Origin of the sequence: Paenibacillus oryzisoli, from assembly GCF_050467285.1 — a bacterium.
Taxonomy (GTDB): domain Bacteria; phylum Bacillota; class Bacilli; order Paenibacillales; family NBRC-103111; genus Paenibacillus_E; species Paenibacillus_E oryzisoli_A.
Genome location: NZ_JBCMUN010000013.1, coordinates 94307 through 109333 on the forward strand (window position 1 = coordinate 94307; position 15027 = coordinate 109333).

Annotated in this window: 12 protein-coding genes; 1 reads left to right on the forward strand and 11 read right to left on the reverse strand. The window is 49.4% G+C overall.

Annotation, left to right across the window (positions count from 1 at the left end):
• Positions 1–70: 70 nt before the first annotated feature.
• The 9 genes from ABE504_RS22560 to ABE504_RS22600 all read right to left on the reverse strand — a co-directional run bounded on the left by ABE504_RS22560 (position 71) and on the right by ABE504_RS22600 (position 11651).
• Positions 71–5932: a DUF3320 domain-containing protein gene (locus ABE504_RS22560; RefSeq protein ID WP_430092942.1), complete on the reverse strand. Its 5862-nt coding sequence runs from the start codon at positions 5930–5932 to the stop codon at positions 71–73.
• A 144-nt stretch (positions 5933–6076) separates the two neighbouring features.
• Positions 6077–6817 (reverse strand): Fic family protein, encoded by a 741-nt coding sequence (locus ABE504_RS22565; protein ID WP_430092944.1) that lies wholly within the window; start codon positions 6815–6817, stop codon positions 6077–6079.
• A gap of 41 nt (positions 6818–6858) precedes the next feature.
• Positions 6859–7158 (reverse strand): hypothetical protein, encoded by a 300-nt coding sequence (locus ABE504_RS22570; RefSeq protein WP_430092945.1) that lies wholly within the window; start codon positions 7156–7158, stop codon positions 6859–6861.
• A 105-nt stretch (positions 7159–7263) separates the two neighbouring features.
• A complete protein-coding gene (locus ABE504_RS22575) occupies positions 7264–7707 on the reverse strand; it encodes a hypothetical protein (protein WP_430092946.1) in 444 nt (147 codons plus the stop codon).
• Positions 7708–7742: 35 nt separating this feature from the next.
• Positions 7743–8225 (reverse strand): hypothetical protein, encoded by a 483-nt coding sequence (locus ABE504_RS22580; protein WP_430092948.1) that lies wholly within the window; start codon positions 8223–8225, stop codon positions 7743–7745.
• A gap of 134 nt (positions 8226–8359) precedes the next feature.
• A complete protein-coding gene (locus ABE504_RS22585; protein WP_430092950.1) occupies positions 8360–8803 on the reverse strand; it encodes a toxin-antitoxin system TumE family protein in 444 nt (147 codons plus the stop codon).
• The gene (locus tag ABE504_RS22590; RefSeq protein ID WP_430092952.1) at positions 8787–9419 is read right to left on the reverse strand and encodes a helix-turn-helix domain-containing protein; all 633 of its coding nucleotides are present in this window, start codon (positions 9417–9419) and stop codon (positions 8787–8789) included. The genes ABE504_RS22585 and ABE504_RS22590 overlap by 17 nt, the downstream gene beginning before the upstream one ends.
• 272 nt (positions 9420–9691) lie before the next feature.
• Complete coding sequence (locus ABE504_RS22595; protein WP_430093175.1) at positions 9692–10807, reverse strand: slipin family protein; 1116 nt, start codon at positions 10805–10807, stop codon at positions 9692–9694.
• A 532-nt stretch (positions 10808–11339) separates the two neighbouring features.
• Positions 11340–11651 carry a hypothetical protein gene (locus ABE504_RS22600; protein WP_430092955.1) on the reverse strand — a complete coding sequence of 104 codons (312 nt, stop codon included), beginning with the start codon at positions 11649–11651 and terminating at the stop codon, positions 11340–11342.
• Positions 11652–11761: 110 nt separating this feature from the next.
• Here ABE504_RS22600 and ABE504_RS22605 point away from each other — a divergent pair, with 110 nt between their 5' ends.
• Positions 11762–11980, forward strand: coding sequence for a helix-turn-helix domain-containing protein (locus tag ABE504_RS22605; RefSeq protein ID WP_430092956.1), 219 nt, complete (start codon positions 11762–11764; stop codon positions 11978–11980).
• Between the two features lie 298 nt (positions 11981–12278).
• Here ABE504_RS22605 and ABE504_RS22610 read toward each other — a convergent pair whose 3' ends face one another.
• On the reverse strand, positions 12279–13121 hold the full coding sequence (locus tag ABE504_RS22610; protein ID WP_430092959.1) for an Rpn family recombination-promoting nuclease/putative transposase: 843 nt from the start codon (positions 13119–13121) through the stop codon (positions 12279–12281).
• Between the two features lie 193 nt (positions 13122–13314).
• Positions 13315–14970, reverse strand: a complete 1656-nt coding sequence (locus ABE504_RS22615; protein ID WP_430092961.1) for a family 14 glycosylhydrolase — start codon at positions 14968–14970, stop codon at positions 13315–13317.
• Positions 14971–15027 lie beyond the last annotated feature (57 nt).

A 15027-nucleotide genomic window follows, 5' to 3' on the forward strand; every position in this document is an offset into this window, starting at 1 on the left:
GTTTCGCACACGGAGGGCGAACTCCTGTTCATTGTCTCCATGCCGGCGTGAATTATTCTGCGCGCGATGCTCATCGATCCTTGATAACAATCCGCTCCTGCTCATCCAAAAAGGCGTAGCCAAGTTCCAGCGCTTTGTGGATCCCGCTCTTTACTGCTTTCTCGAGCGCGCTTCCCGACCTTGCATAGCCGAGCGCTTTACTCACTTGCTTCACGACTTCCTCTTGAGGCAGGCTAATCTGAGAGGCAAGCACGGATTTCACCGCGGCCGCGACTTCCTCTGGGGGCAAATCCTCTGCTGATCGGCGCTGCGATTCATCCGCTGAGACTCTGAACATGCTGTAGCGGTGCGGTTCGATGCCTTTTGGCCAGTAAAATAAAGTGCCTTCCGTCTCCGTTGTTTGCAGCTTGAGCTTGGCTAATAAGCTTGTAAATCGCTGATCCAGCTTAGTTCCCATGCGCGTAATGCCCCAAGCTTGTAAAACACGCTTCGCCAACAAGCCGCGGCTGATCGGCCCTTCTTCCTGAACCACCTTGTTCATTTGGTCAAGGATCATTTCCGTATAGTTATCGGCATTAAACATTTCTGTGCCTAAAGACACCGCCTCAAGCACGCAAGCCTTATAGGCCTGGGCTTCGCCCGCTGTGGCTGATGGAGGATAGTCCGCCATGCTTTCCACTTTTTGAGCAGCATCTTCCTGTACCGATGCCATCACTGGTTTCACAGGTACGGTTGGGATAGCCTGCGTTTTATTCACTTTGGCTTTTTCTATCGCTTGGACGATGTTTCGCATGATGCTTCCCTTGTTCTCCCACCAATCCGGACTCCAAACGCGATGCAGCGCCCAACCTAACTGCCGCAGCACCTGTTCGCGCAAAATATCCCGATCACGCGCAGATTCAGCGTTCCGGTAAATCGGGCCATCGAGAAGGAGGCCCATGATGTACTGCCCCTGCTGCTCCGGATCCAAGATGCCGATGTCCACACGGAACCCCGATGCTCCGACAGACAGATCCGTTGCATACCCGAGCGCTTGCAGCTCATCTGCCAGGCTTCGATGCAGGTCTGTTACGAGATAGACCCCCTGGGATGCTTCGCCCACCGGCAAAGCCTGCTTTCCTTTCTCTGCGTAATCCAGGAACGCTCTTAATCCGAGCACCCCTTGTGCGCTGATCCGGCTTGCATTCAAATGTTGGGCGCGCAGGGTCGAGAACACATGCATTTCATACCGAGCCCGTGATACGGCTACGTTCAGACGCCTCCAGCCTCCTTGCCGATTCAAAGGACCGAAGTTAAGGCTGACTTTGCCCGCGGCATCCGGGCCGTAACCGACGGAGAACAAGATAATATCCCGTTCATCCCCTTGCACGTTTTCCAGATTTTTAATGAAGAGCGGTTCCGGCAGCTGCCCCATGAACAGTTCCAACTCCGGCTCTTGCCTAAGGGCCTCGTCGAGCATATCCTCAATCAGCGTCTGCTGAATGGAGCTGAAGGTAACCACTCCCATGCTGCTCTCACGCAGCGCCGGATCCTTCAACCGCCGAGTAATCTCCGCAATGACAGCCTCCGCTTCCGCCCGATTGGTTTTCGTACGGCCGCGATCATAGAAGCCTTCCACCGGGTGCCACGCGACACTCGAAACCGGCTCATCCGGCGACGGGAATGTCATTAATTTATTCTCGTAGTAATGCGCGTTGCTGAACGCAATCAGACTCTCGTGCCGGCTGCGATAGTGCCAAGTTAAATGGCGCTCCGGCATCCCAAGAGCCAGACAATCATCCAGAATGCTCTCCATATCCTGCAAGGCTTGATCTTCCTCCTCGGCGTCCGTATTGCTTTTGGAGAAAAAGCTGGTCGGCGGCAATTGCTTGGGATCGCCTACGATGACCGCTTGATGGCCTCTGGCCAAGGCGCCAACCGCTTGCGCCGTCGGCACTTGCGAGGCCTCGTCAAAGATCACAAGATCGAACTTGGCCCCGCTCGGATCCAGGTATTGGGCTACAGAAATCGGACTCATTAACATGCATGGCGTGAGTCGAGGGAGCAAATTCGGAATCTGTTCGAACAGCTTCCGGATCGAGATGTTCCTGCCTCCGCTCCGAATCGCTCGCTGCAAAATGCCGGCTTCCGAGCTTTGCGCCGCCTCTTGCGTCATGTGAGGCACCCTGGCGGAAAGCCGTGCGGCCAGCTCTTCCTGCGTCAACTGTGCAAAACGATGATCGGCCTCTCTAAACCGCGATATCGTCTCTTCGAAAATATGCCCAGAGAACGCACGCAGACTGGCATCGCGAGCAATGATGTAATTGGCCGCAGATTTATACAAACCGCGTTCAAAGGCGACTTGAAGCTGTTCCGTGGCGATCACGCCCTGCTCATACGGTTGGACGAGCGGAAGGAGACCTGCCTCCGCTGCCTGAGCGCGAATTCTCCGCCACGTACTCCAATCTCGCAGCCGATCCAGATTCGACGACCACAGCTTCGCTTTTTCCAATATATACGGGCACCAATCTCCCGCTTTCGGCGCAGATCGTAATTGGTCGTATTGAATATGAAGCAGCTCGTGCAGCTCACGTTCATCTGCCATGATCTCATGATAACTTTGATGGACATCCGCAAGGAACTTCTGCTGAGCAAGATCATGACGCACCTGCACAATGAGTTCCGCCATGTGACCACGCGCTTGATTCGCTTGCGAGCGATTTTGGAACCATTTTTCAAGCAGTTCTTGCCATTGAGCCGCCCACTTACTAGCCTCTGTAATCTCGTCCCATTTGCCGTCCTCGTGCCAGATCAATGCAGGGCCCAGCCAAGGAGCAGCCTGCTCTCTCCACGCCCGCAGCTTCTCTTCTTCCTCCTGCCACGTCACAATCTCAAGCAGCGCGTTTTTTACCTGGTCCTTCGTCAGCGTTTTGCCGGGAGCGACAAAGCCCTTCATCATTTTGAAAATACGATTATGACCGCTCCATCTTGGCAGGAACCATTGCAGCTCCAATCGGCTCCATTCGGATAGTAGCGTCTTGGCATCCAATCGAGCGAGCTCAGATGAGTTGAACTGCGCGTACACTTTCTCCCTGATACCATCTCTGCGTCTGCCTTGATTAGCAGCAGCTTGTAGCTTAGCCAGCGATTCCTCCAGATCGGATGCTTGCAGCAAAGCCGCTTTCAAATCCGGAACTTGACGAACCCATGCCCCCAATTGAACAAGAACCTCTATATGGTTGAAGTCCAGACGTGCAGTGTCCAGCTTGAAGGTTTCAGCCGCCTTGTGAAGCGCAGACCTCAATTGCGCTAAACGCGGGATATACCGCCCCAGCACCAACTCAGCAGACGACTTCACCGTTTGTGTATAGTCGGTGATATCCGCATCGCTCCATGGATGCTGGTACGGATTGCCGCAGCCCGCTCCGGCAACATGCAGCTGCGCCGCGAGGTCGTGCCACGCCACCACTTTCTCCGGCGTCAAGCCATCCAAGGCCGCATCGTCAAAGCGCACAACATCCGGCCCTTCGCCAGCCTTCTCATAACCGGAGATCGCTTCAAACACGGTTAGTCCAAAATGGCTCTTCCGATGCAATGCTTCTACGTAGCCATTTAATTCGCTTCGCAATTGCAGCAGGCGATCCGCCTGACTCTGCCAAGTCCCCGATGCCGGGACTCGCTTGGTTTCAATGGCTGAAGCCAATTGATCGAGAACGGATTTCTTCGTGCTCTTGTTCGAGTGCAGCTCCAGGCAAAATGACCCGAGCCCGATCTGCTCCAGCCTCCGTTCTACAACGGATAGAGCCGCCATTTTCTCAGCGACAAACAGCACCCTCTTGCCTTGCGCCAGCGCATTTGCAATCATATTCGTGATCGTCTGCGACTTGCCTGTCCCCGGCGGTCCGTGCAGCACAAAGCTTTGGCCGTCTGATGCGGCTCGAATAGCCGATAATTGCGAGGAATCGGCGCTGATCGGGATCGCCAGGCTTGTCGGATGATCCTGATCAAGCGGGTTACTTCCCTCCGCCGCAGTCTCCTGCCATTTCAGCTGGCCTTCCATGAGGCTGGCTACGATTTTATTTTCAGCCAATTTGTCCGCACGTGTACGGATGTCATTCCACATCACAAATTGACCAAAAGAAAATAAACCCAGATAAGCGGCTTCTTCCACATCCCAACGAGCAACATGGATCAGCGCATGTCTGAACACATTGAAAACCTGCTTAAGCGCAATCCCCTTCTCGTCCCTTGGAAGCGGATCTAACCCGTCAATTCCGATCCCGAAATCCTGCTTTAACATTTCCAGTAACGTAATATTCATCTGCGGCTCTTCATCTCTGGCTCGAATCACATAGCCCAGACGCGATGACTTGCGTATAATATCCACCGGAATCAGCACCATCGGCGCATACCGCGGCTGCTCACTTAACGGCGTTTCGTACCATTTTAACAACCCAAGTGCCAGGTACAGCGTGTTAGCTCCATTTTCCTCCAGCGCGGTTTTCGCCGAACGATAAATGTGCACGATTCTCCGATCCAACTCTGCAGCCGGCAAGTCCGCTCGCAGCCGTTTGCGCGTAAACTCTTCCCGAAGCAGCCCGGCAAGCGGATGATCCGCATTTAGACTTTGATACAAATTGGCACTGCGCCCGTTGTCCTCCCAGTCGCTTGGCTTCGCCAGCAGTTGGAACTCCTCGCCATCGGCAAGCGCGTCTTCCAGATCGCCCAACTGCACTGTGATAAGCGGCAGACTCGACTTGGACAGACGGAAATTCAGCAGCGAATTGCGAAGCGTTAAATCCAGCAGCCTGCGCTCCCACTGCTTCTGTCTTGTGGCTGGCGGCAGCGCATCGACTTCCCGAGGTTTTTCAAGCACATCCAATAAGCCAGGAACCGCGTGGGCGTCCATGGACCGCTGGTCCTTCTCCTCCGACTTCCATCCGTCCCCTGCGGCAGTTCGGAGCGGCAAGGGTCTTATCGCACCAGCCCGCGCCCGCCGTATATCAACTAAGCAGTCAAACTTGCTTGGATCCTGCAAATGAGCTTCTGCCAATGTGACGGCACGATCAAAGCTGATGGACTCCCCTTCCACCAATGCCGTTGACTCCAGAACGCAAATTTGATTGATCCCCGGGGCAATTCTTTTCGTAACGACAGACAGATCGTCCTGAACACTCTCCGAAAACGTCTCCTCTTCCAGCCACACCCCTGCAAAAGCATGCCCTTCCGTGAAAACGAGAAGCGGATGCAGACCGACGGCCTCCAGGCAGGCGGCAACTAACAAAGACAGGTCCAAGCAATTCCCCATGCGATGCGTAAAAATCGACTCTGGAAGGCGAACACGCTGACCAATCATCTCAAAGCTTGGCGGAGCTACACAGTAGGCGATCCCTCTGCTCTGTAGAGCCGCATAAATCGCGGCCGTCTGAAGACGAACACGATTCGGATCTTTCGTCTGATACGCGGTAAAAGAAGCGCTGCCGCTCCACTTATTCAAAATCGTTGCCGCATCACGAACCACTTGCGCAATCTCCGGATGATTCGGCGTCACGAAAGCAGCCGTCATCTCGGGCAATATCGCCAGCCCGCTCCACTCATCAAAAGCAAGCACCGAGATGTTCCCGCGCTCTTGATAAATCTCCGATTCCCCCTGCCAAATGGACAGCGTCAACGTGCCGTTGATTCGTTCAGATAACGCTCCGAGGAACGAAGCGGACATTTGCAAAGGAATCGCCCCAAGATCCACCGATTGACCGACGGGCAGCACATCACAGTTTTTCGTCCATTCGTAGGCGAACTCCGGTTCCGCGCTCAACTTCACCGTAATTGCCCGGATTTCTTCCTGCGTCGTATTGGTAAGCACAATTCGCTTGATCACCGGGACGTGATTCTGCTGCATGCCGTAATTCACCGTCTCACTATATAACCAGTCACAACTGAGTTTTTTCTCCATATCACCGTACTCCCATCCATAACTTCCAATTAGTTCTATAATAACACTAATTTCGGCGTATTTCTGCGGTTTGCGACAGAAATAGCGGATTTCAGATAGACCAAAACAAAAAAGCCCATCTATTGAGATGGACAGTTGTCGGGATTATTTTACCGTACCTATGTACTTATGCAAGCTCTCCTCAACGCAGACAGCAATGAGCTTTACGAATGGTTCAAGATCGTTTCCTGTGCTCGCTATTTCTAGCGTCTCATAATACTTCAAACGAGCTTCATTTGCTGCCTTTACAATGGCTGGCGGGAATCCATGTTTCATTAAAATTAAATTCATTAAAAGCCGCGCCGTGCGCCCATTGCCATCAGAAAAGGGATGAATATAAACAAACCGGAAATGAAATTCCGCCGCTAATGCAACGGGGTGCATGTGATCCTTCTGCTCAGTATACCACCCAATCAACTGCTCCATCTTTTCAGAAAGCACTGTAAAATGAGGCGGAGTATGCTGTGAACCTGATATTCTAACATTAATCGATCGATATCGGCCGGCGTTCTCATCGTCAATATTTTTCAGTACGAGATGATGAATGCATTTGATCACATACTCAGATAATTCAAGATTTCTACTCACAACATCTTGCACGTAGCTTATAGCTTCCGCATGATTGATAACTTCAAAATGTTCACGCAGCTTTTTACCGCCAATCGTTAACCCTTCTTCTAAAACGATCTTCGTTTCCAGAAGTGTTAAGGTGTTGCCTTCAATCGCATTGGAGTTGTACGTCCACTCGACCCGAAACACTTGCTCCAAATTTCTCACCGCAGCCGATGGCAGAGGACGTAATTGATCTAACTCATTTTTTAATGCATCTATGATTGTAAAGTTCATGCTGCCCCTCCCCATCAGCTTTTTGTTTCAAAATCGTTGGATTAATCCAGCCACACAGGCTTTCTCGCAAATCCCACATGATAAGCGACGTATTGCATTTCCATTTCGCGCTCACCCATTTTCAAAATATGAACTCCTTTTTCTAGACCTATTATCTTTCCCTTGGGCAGTTCGTTTAAACATCTGTTTAATAAAGCGATCTGATCTTCAATTGCGTTCGCGTCTAAAACTTGTTCAGAATCATTATTTCCGACAACAACTCTTTTAACGAATGATATACTGGTAGTGTCAAGGCGTTCCACTATTCTGTCCTCCGCTCTCAGATACTCTTTAAATCCCATAAATTATTCCACTTTCAGGCTCTAAATTCCTTTAATTTCCGTCAAAATAATGCAATTATCGCCTTGCTGCACTCAACGATATCTTCGGCCGCCGGTAGGGCAACCTTATACCGTTCTGCGTTTCCCTTGCCACGCCTTGGCCTGCAGCCCCACCCAAAGCAACAACGTCGGCAGCTCCGTCATCCAGAGCATGTGTACGGGCCGTGGTGTGAAGGGAACGACCTCCGACAATCCCCAAGCATACACGTAATAACCAAAGTAGAGCATCCAACTGTATCCCATTGGACTTGGAAACAACTGGGAATTGACGCCGATACAGAGCCCCAGTAAGCTGACAATACTAACCGACAGCAGGTTGCCGATGGCCGACTTCAAGGGCACAAGGAACGCATAGCCCAGCCCGACATACCCCATCAGCGCCACGCAAAATGTCGCGATCATCAACCGATGCGACGTGCCCGCCATCAGCAATCCCACCGAGAACACCACAATAAAGATATGAATAAGGAAGGCAAAAACAATATTCCGATACAAAGGTCTCCTAAACATACAGCTTAGCCCCTAACCGCCCGCAGAGTTCACGCTCATAGCGGGAATCCAAACTGCTTCATTCGCTCAGATAGACTCTCCGGATACTCGGCCGTGACCGTCATCTTATCCTTTTGCACCCAGAATCTGACGATCTTGAGATCGGACAGCGCTTTATTCAGCCGCTCCACCTGCTGCCGAATTCGTGGCGTGTCCGGATTGGCGATGGCGAGAACCGTGCGATCATCGATATGTTCATAAAGCTTCATCATGAGCTGAATCTGCTCGGCAAGATGAATGCTGATCTGGTTAGAATCAAAAACCGTATTCGCATCATGCGCGATCGCTTGATTGCCCCTTGTCTCGATCAGGAGCTTGTGCCCCGCCTTCGCGGCTTGTAAATCAGCGTCGTTCCTGGAATCAATCACTTTCAGGTCAAACCCTTGTCCCTGCAAAAAAGAGCAAATAATCTCCTCACACTGCTGCTTATTTACAATGAACGGATCCGGATTCGTAAGCTGGCTATTCGTCGAAGGCATGCGCATTCCTCTTTTCTCTGTAGAGATAGGAACACTATAGCACAGATTCGGTTCAAGTTTTGTCGGACTATGTAGGCATGCTGTTCGCTTATCATGGCCGTCAGCTTTACGAAAAACGGACAAGTCCAATGAAATCATCGAAGCTTGTCCGTTTGTTTTTGCTTATCAATCTCTCGAATCATGTACACGGTTTCCATAATTGTATAAAGGTCATGATGCCCAAAGTTCGGGTACTTCCGCTCTTCATGCATTCCCACAGGTTTATGGTGCATGTGGTCAGGCTCAGTTTCCGTCTGATGCAGCTTTTGATCGTGAGGCTCGTTATGCCACTTCCATAGCTTTCCACGTTGGTATTCCCAATCGTACTGGTACTTTTTCTTCCTCCCCGTCCTAGTTTCGATTAACTCAAATGCAGTCATATAAGTTCCGTCCACGAACTTTATGGTTTTACGTACGAATGGTCCCTTGCTAGGCTCTTCGCCGAAGAAACCATCTTCGATTGAATCGATAAGGTCTGGAAATGCACGTTTTAAAAAATCAAAATTGGTACCATACAGCTCATCACTTTTTCGCTTCATTTATTCCCCTCAACTCATCAAGCAGCGCAAGCCAAATGGATGCATCGCGATCCTCGCTAGTCGTCCGTCCTGCCTTAGTGCCAAGTGTCATTTCGTAAGTACCGCCATACTTTTTCATAAAACGGGAGACCTCATCCAATATCGCATTTCGGTGCTCGTCAGGGTTCAACTCTACGACTTCATGTTCCTGGTTCTGACGCTCGTACATAGCAACAACATCGCGGACCGCAGTCAACTCACCAGTTCTCATTACAAAGGAAGTATTTTCAGAAATCCGGTTATGTCGATTTTGGCCTTCCCGCTTATACCCAAGAAACCGTCCTTCATCTATCCACTTATTGATCGCTTGTACCGAAACACCAAAAATTCGTGCCAATTCACCTGTCGTGTAGACTTTAACCGGCTGAGCATGATTCACAACCTCTGCCATTAATCGGATCAAATCACGAAGATCCTTTTGGTATTCTGTAACTTTTTTGGGGTTAGTGACAGTAATATAATCATAAAGCATGTTACTAAACGCGCGATAGAACTCAGGATCCGTTTGCTTGATCGTATAGTCAAGTATTTGCTCGCTCTTTTCAACGACCAATTGGCGTTCTTGTTGTGTAGACATGAACATCACCTCATACCTCCATCCTATCAAACTTAAACTAAAACTTCAATAAAAGTTAAACGCGAACTTCAACTTATTCTATGCATAAGTGTTACCTCTAAGGACTCAATTATTCATTTGAACAATAAAAAAAACGCCTGCAATCAGACGTTTAAGAAATTGCAATATCCCCGCTTCCCTTCTATTGACCCTTGATCCACGCCCAATACCGGGACGCTCAGCTTAACCCCTGAACGTTTCGGTTTGATTAAGGAAAAGCTACTTCCTGTTCATCATTTGCTCGCTGCATTCTTCTCACCCAGCAAGGAACTCAACCGCTCCAGCAGATCCCCGCCCCCGGTAAAAGAGATCGATCCGATCTTCTCGCATATCTTCTCAAGGAATTCCAGCTCCTTCAGACGGTATAACGTTTGGTTCTCATCCATGAGCTTCGCGGTATTCAGCAAACTCCGAGTCGAAGCCGTTTCTTCGCGACGCGTGATGAGATTAGCCTGCGCCTTCTTTTCCGCAAGGAGGACCGTGTTCAAAATATCTTTCATATCTCCAGGCAAAATGACATCTTTCACCCCAGCGCCTAGGAATTGTACGCCGAACGCTTCCCCTTTCTCACGTAGACGGGATAAAACGAACGACGCTACCTCCTCCTTCCGTTTCAGGAGATCGTCTAATTTCAGACTTCCGATGTATTCGCGCAGCGCGAGCTGCAGCTGGATATGAATTTGCTCATCGAACGATTTCATGTCTAGCGCACGTTGCGGCTGTATGATCTTATACTGGCAGACGAAGTTTAGGCGTAGTGTCACTTTATCCTCCGTCATGATTTCTTGGCCGACGAGATCCATTTGTTGTTGCCTTACATCAGCTGTTTTGACCGTAACGGAAACCGGCCCTTTCCAGAAGTAGTACTTTCCAGGTGAAACCTCTCGTTGCAAGACATGATCGTAAAATAAAAAACCACACTCATAACTAGCGATTTCAAAGGACTGCACGTACGGGGCAAGCCTAGGCAAAATGGAGCGGTTGATCTCCGCAGGCAATTCGGGTTGTCGGATATCGGCATGCATGAAGACGTGCTTCTTAAGCCCGTTCCAAAAAGCATAAACACCCGGTTTTAGCAGTTGAACGAATTGTCCATCTGCATAGTGCAGAGCGTACTCGTGATCTTGTACACGTACGAGTTCAAGTTCGCGCATGAGGTCCGCATCATGAAGGAATAACGTTAACTCCTTCCCTTCTACGTGAAAGGGTTTAGCGATATTCAGCACTACAACCGTCGATTTTGACCATGGCATAAAAGAGTAAGTTCCCGGCATCAGCATTTTCACATAGCTGCCTTTATCAAATAGTAAACCACGCTCGTCGGCCTGGATGATCACCTTTTTAAACATCATAGTTAACCTCCTTAATGGATTGATCAAGGGCTGTAGAATCCCACGGCAACCTCAGCGGAATCTCGTTTGAGATGAGCGATTTCCCCTTCGTTCTCAAGAGTTTTCGTGTAACAGGATGACTTGATTTCAGCCACGCCTCCTCCACTTTCATTCAAGAGAACCTCCAGGAATGTCACGCCATCGGTATCCACGGATTGCAAAGCCTGATTGCCGCACGCTGAACTAGCCGCGAGGGATTCTACCCCATGATCTGTTTTGAAATTTTCGCTCGATGGGTAATCGAGTGCTCTACCAGAATCGCTTAAAAGGCGATTGGGGAATCGAACCCCAAATAAATGGTGGATTCTCTTCGACCCGATCGTACAGGATACCGCAACATAGCATGTACGGCACTGCGGGATACCTTGATATCCTCGCCTCGTTACGACCGTCCGAACAAGAACCGATGTCTTACAGGGACTATCATCGCTCATTTCAACTTGAACGAACATGGCGTAAGTATTACGAGGGGGGGGATGAAATTATTCATTTATTGTCCATCTTCCCCGCTGCCAGAGTAGCTGCTCCCATTTATCGACTCAGCTTGGAGTTGCTGACATCTTAGCTTGTTATCGAGGATTCCCTTCTCAAGCCTTACATGAAGCAGCTCTGTTTCGAGATCTTGGGCGACGTTATGCACGGATGTCAGAATATCCTCGGCTGTGAGGATGGGAATAGCGTGCGCACTATGAGAGATGTAGGCAAGCAGAACGTCGATGAAATCTTGGCAGAGGCCGATTTTTTGAATTAGTACGGCTTCTTCTTGGAGTGTTGTTTCGAGTTGAGTTTGGATGGGGTGCATGGGGGTACCTCCATAGGTAAATGATACGTATTTACGTACCAGTTTTCAAAATATTATATGGTACGCTATCGCGTATAGTCAACCTTATATAAGTGGATGGGGATCACCCAATGGCCCAAAAAGTCGTAGTTAAAATCGCAGAACTGACTCAAAAACATAACATCTCTTTACGTGAACTGTCGAGACTGTCTGACGTAAGACATGCAGCGCTTAGTGAGTTAGCCAATGGAAAGCGTGAGAATATTAATTTTAGTCACATTGAACGGATCGCGGAGGCACTAGGGATTAAGGATATACGGGAGATTTTGGATTTGGTGGAGGAAACGTAAAAAAGCGGCTACGTAGTTTTGCGTATTCGCTTTTTGTTCAAGTGACAGAAGGCGTTAAGCGCATGGGGGAGATCGTCAATTACTAGTGGCGGTGCAAATACATTTACCTAATTAACTGACATCCCTGTATTCCACCACATCAAAGCTCGATCCCCCTCCCAAGGCTGACAGATGATTGTGCAGTATTAATGTCAGTTCTTCTATATCCCCAATATGGCGCTCATTACCTTACCACGATGAAAGCCGAAAAAAGACCGTTCTGAAAAAACGGCCTGCATATAGAAGATATTATATCCACTTAGTGGCGAACATCCTTTAGTCTTTGGACTTCGCTTGCCGACAAACCCGAAATTTCGGACGCTTCCACAACTGTCATACCTCGCTTTAAAAGCTTAAGGGCTACTTCTGTTGCTTTCGCCAGTCTTCCTTCCTCTTTCGCACCGTCTATCATGGAAGCTTCATCGTGCAGCGCTTTTTGGCGCATTTCATAAAGCCTCCGAGCTTCTTCATTTTGGCTCAAAAATTCAAGCGTATCCATTGCTTTTTGCAAAGCAGGCTCGTTCATGGCAATAACCTCCCATAGTTCCGGTTCATCTACACCTTTCAAGAACAACAGCCATTTGACAAGTTTATCGGATAAGCTTGCTCTCTGCTCTTGCAGCTTGGGTAACTCCATAAAATGAATTTCAATATGATCTGTCAACATCAGCCCTGAATGGTCTTCCCGTAAATGAAATAGATTGTAATAACGTTCATTTGGGATGAAGTTAAAGTTCAAAATGTTAATGGTGATTGTTTTCTTTAATTCTTTGTATGTTTGCCCTTCTTCAAGTTGGCCTGCATACATCTTGCTCCAGTAATATAAGGTACGCTTCTCAATATCGTAGCGATTGAACAATTGAATTTCAATATTCACCTGCTTGCCGTCCGCCGTACGCGCATGTATATCCAAAATCGACTGTTTATCGTGTACTCCATTTTTATCTATATACGGGTTTAAAATCTGAATGTCGGTGATAGGTAGAGGCTCGCTTTCCCTTAACGTTACATTTAAAAAGTCAAGAAGCACATCCTTGTTCTCCTCAACGCCAAAGATGCGTTTGAACACAAAATCAACTTTCGGATCGAGTCTATCGAACATGCAATCAACTCCAATTCATCTTACCTTATTAGTATACCATGGCGATTTATATTCAGACATACATGACATACATTCTGGAGGAAAAATAGTGCTTTCGCCGCGCTTAGCCCCTTCAATTACCACAATAAAATTAAGAGGCTGTCCCAAAAGTAACTTTTGAGATGCCTCCTTTACTTCTATACAAGCAGGGAAATCACCAAGTTATCGTATAATTCGTCCCAGCCGTTGGCGTCGTCCACGCATTATTGGCGCCAGGTTCCCAGCTTTTCAAATTGCCTCCGCTATCTTTAATAATCGCTTTGAATTCGTAATAGCGGGAAGCCCCGATGTAGGCGGTGCCGCGCCAGTCAGCTGTGGAGCTGTTGTACGTCAGCTTGAACGGATACACGCCGGTTGTCCAGTTCCCCAGTTCCCAACGGCTGCCCGTCACATACACGGTATCCCCTGTTACGGTGGGTGCGTTCTTCACGATAAAGGTAACCGGAATCGGCGTCATCGCAATCGCATCCCGGTAGGCGTCCATCAAGCCTGATTTTGAACCGTCAGCATTGACGAGACTGGACATCCGAAGCAGGGTAAACCCGCCAAAATTATAGTTAAACAGCAATTCGGCCACGTTTTGATAGCCGCTTCCGTCGCTGATCGGCAGTGCGTTCTCGCCATTAATGCGGATGCCCTTCTGATTCGCCAGATTGGCCACTTGGATTACTAGCGATTTGGGCGCGGAATAATAAGGGCTCGTAGACGCTTGGCTATCGGTCATTTCCAGGCAGGTAAAGGTGAGATCGAGGTTCGAGTTTTTAAACTGATCCAGCAGTGTACTGTAATTATAGTAGCCTGCGGCATACTCAGCGGCATGCGGCATCGATGGGTTGTTCATCTGCCAATGGATCCCAGCTACCTTCGCGCCAATCGGAACGCCAAAAACAGAATCAAAACGGCTGTGTGCTTTGGCCGCAATGGCACTTAGATGCTTTGCTAGCACGCCTTGATACCAGGTCATGAAATCCTTGCCATACGTTCCCTTAACGCCATTAATGAAAAAGTTGTCGCCGTCGCTTGGCGGGCTTATTTGCGAGAAGGCGGTGAGACTCGTCCCCCAGGCGCTGTTGAGCGCGGCAAGCGTGCTGTATTTGGTTTTCATGGCATTTTGAAAATCCAGCTTCGCCGCATCTGTGTACGCCTGCAGCTTGCCGCGGCCCGGGTAGCTCCAACCGTCAGCCGCATTATAGGACGGGAATCGGAGTTCGCCCGCCGGGCCGCCGGAGAGATAGATTTTAGCGATAATATCTTTGTATCCGCTAAAATTTGAAGCAAATGAGGCGTACAGCTCATCATATTGCGTCGCCGTTCCTGTCCACCACGGAGACAGCGTTTCGTAATCGTTATAGCCCGTTTCACTGCGCATGGTCATCTGGTCCGCCGTGCCTTTGCTCCAGAGCCACGAAGGCAGCTTAATATTGCAATCGTCACCGACGTTGCCGCCGCATTGATGTGTGGAAATGATCGGAATCCATTTCAAGCCCGCAGCGCGCACCGTGTCGGCATAGGTTTTGTAATACGACCAGTCAAAAACGTTGTCGCCGCCTTGCTCCACATCCCCCCACCACACGTCGGTTGTGAGGGCATATACATTGTTATTCTTCAGCGGCACCAGTTGGTTGCGAAAGGCATTCCAATCCGTGATCTTCGTTAGGGGTGCCATGACATAAGCCTTATAATCACTGCGGATGCTGGATGCTTCGGCTTGAGACGCCGGAAACACGATGGAGACTGCGAGTATGATCGCGAGTGAAGCGGCTGCATACCTTCGAGTTCGGTTAATCAATGACCGCACGGCCTGAAACATGAATCTACCTCCTTGTGTGTGGGAAATCCAATCCTTATTCTTCAAAATGTAAACGTT

Excerpts from the sequence above, each read along its gene's own strand:
- ABE504_RS22610 (WP_430092959.1), bottom strand. The coding sequence starts at position 13,121 with ATGTTCGATAGACTCGATCCGAAAGTTGATTTTGTGTTCAAACGCATC.
- ABE504_RS22595 (WP_430093175.1), bottom strand. The coding sequence starts at position 10,807 with ATGTTTAAAAAGGTGATCATCCAGGCCGACGAGCGTGGTTTACTATTT.
- ABE504_RS22575 (WP_430092946.1), bottom strand. The coding sequence starts at position 7,707 with ATGTTTAGGAGACCTTTGTATCGGAATATTGTTTTTGCCTTCCTTATT.
- ABE504_RS22560 (WP_430092942.1), bottom strand. The coding sequence starts at position 5,932 with ATGGAGAAAAAACTCAGTTGTGACTGGTTATATAGTGAGACGGTGAAT.
- ABE504_RS22585 (WP_430092950.1), bottom strand. The coding sequence starts at position 8,803 with ATGAAGCGAAAAAGTGATGAGCTGTATGGTACCAATTTTGATTTTTTA.
- ABE504_RS22570 (WP_430092945.1), bottom strand. The coding sequence starts at position 7,158 with ATGGGATTTAAAGAGTATCTGAGAGCGGAGGACAGAATAGTGGAACGC.
- ABE504_RS22580 (WP_430092948.1), bottom strand. The coding sequence starts at position 8,225 with ATGCCTTCGACGAATAGCCAGCTTACGAATCCGGATCCGTTCATTGTA.
- ABE504_RS22590 (WP_430092952.1), bottom strand. The coding sequence starts at position 9,419 with ATGTCTACACAACAAGAACGCCAATTGGTCGTTGAAAAGAGCGAGCAA.
- ABE504_RS22615 (WP_430092961.1), bottom strand. The coding sequence starts at position 14,970 with ATGTTTCAGGCCGTGCGGTCATTGATTAACCGAACTCGAAGGTATGCA.
- ABE504_RS22565 (WP_430092944.1), bottom strand. The coding sequence starts at position 6,817 with ATGAACTTTACAATCATAGATGCATTAAAAAATGAGTTAGATCAATTA.
- ABE504_RS22600 (WP_430092955.1), bottom strand. The coding sequence starts at position 11,651 with ATGCACCCCATCCAAACTCAACTCGAAACAACACTCCAAGAAGAAGCC.
- ABE504_RS22605 (WP_430092956.1), top strand. The coding sequence starts at position 11,762 with ATGGCCCAAAAAGTCGTAGTTAAAATCGCAGAACTGACTCAAAAACAT.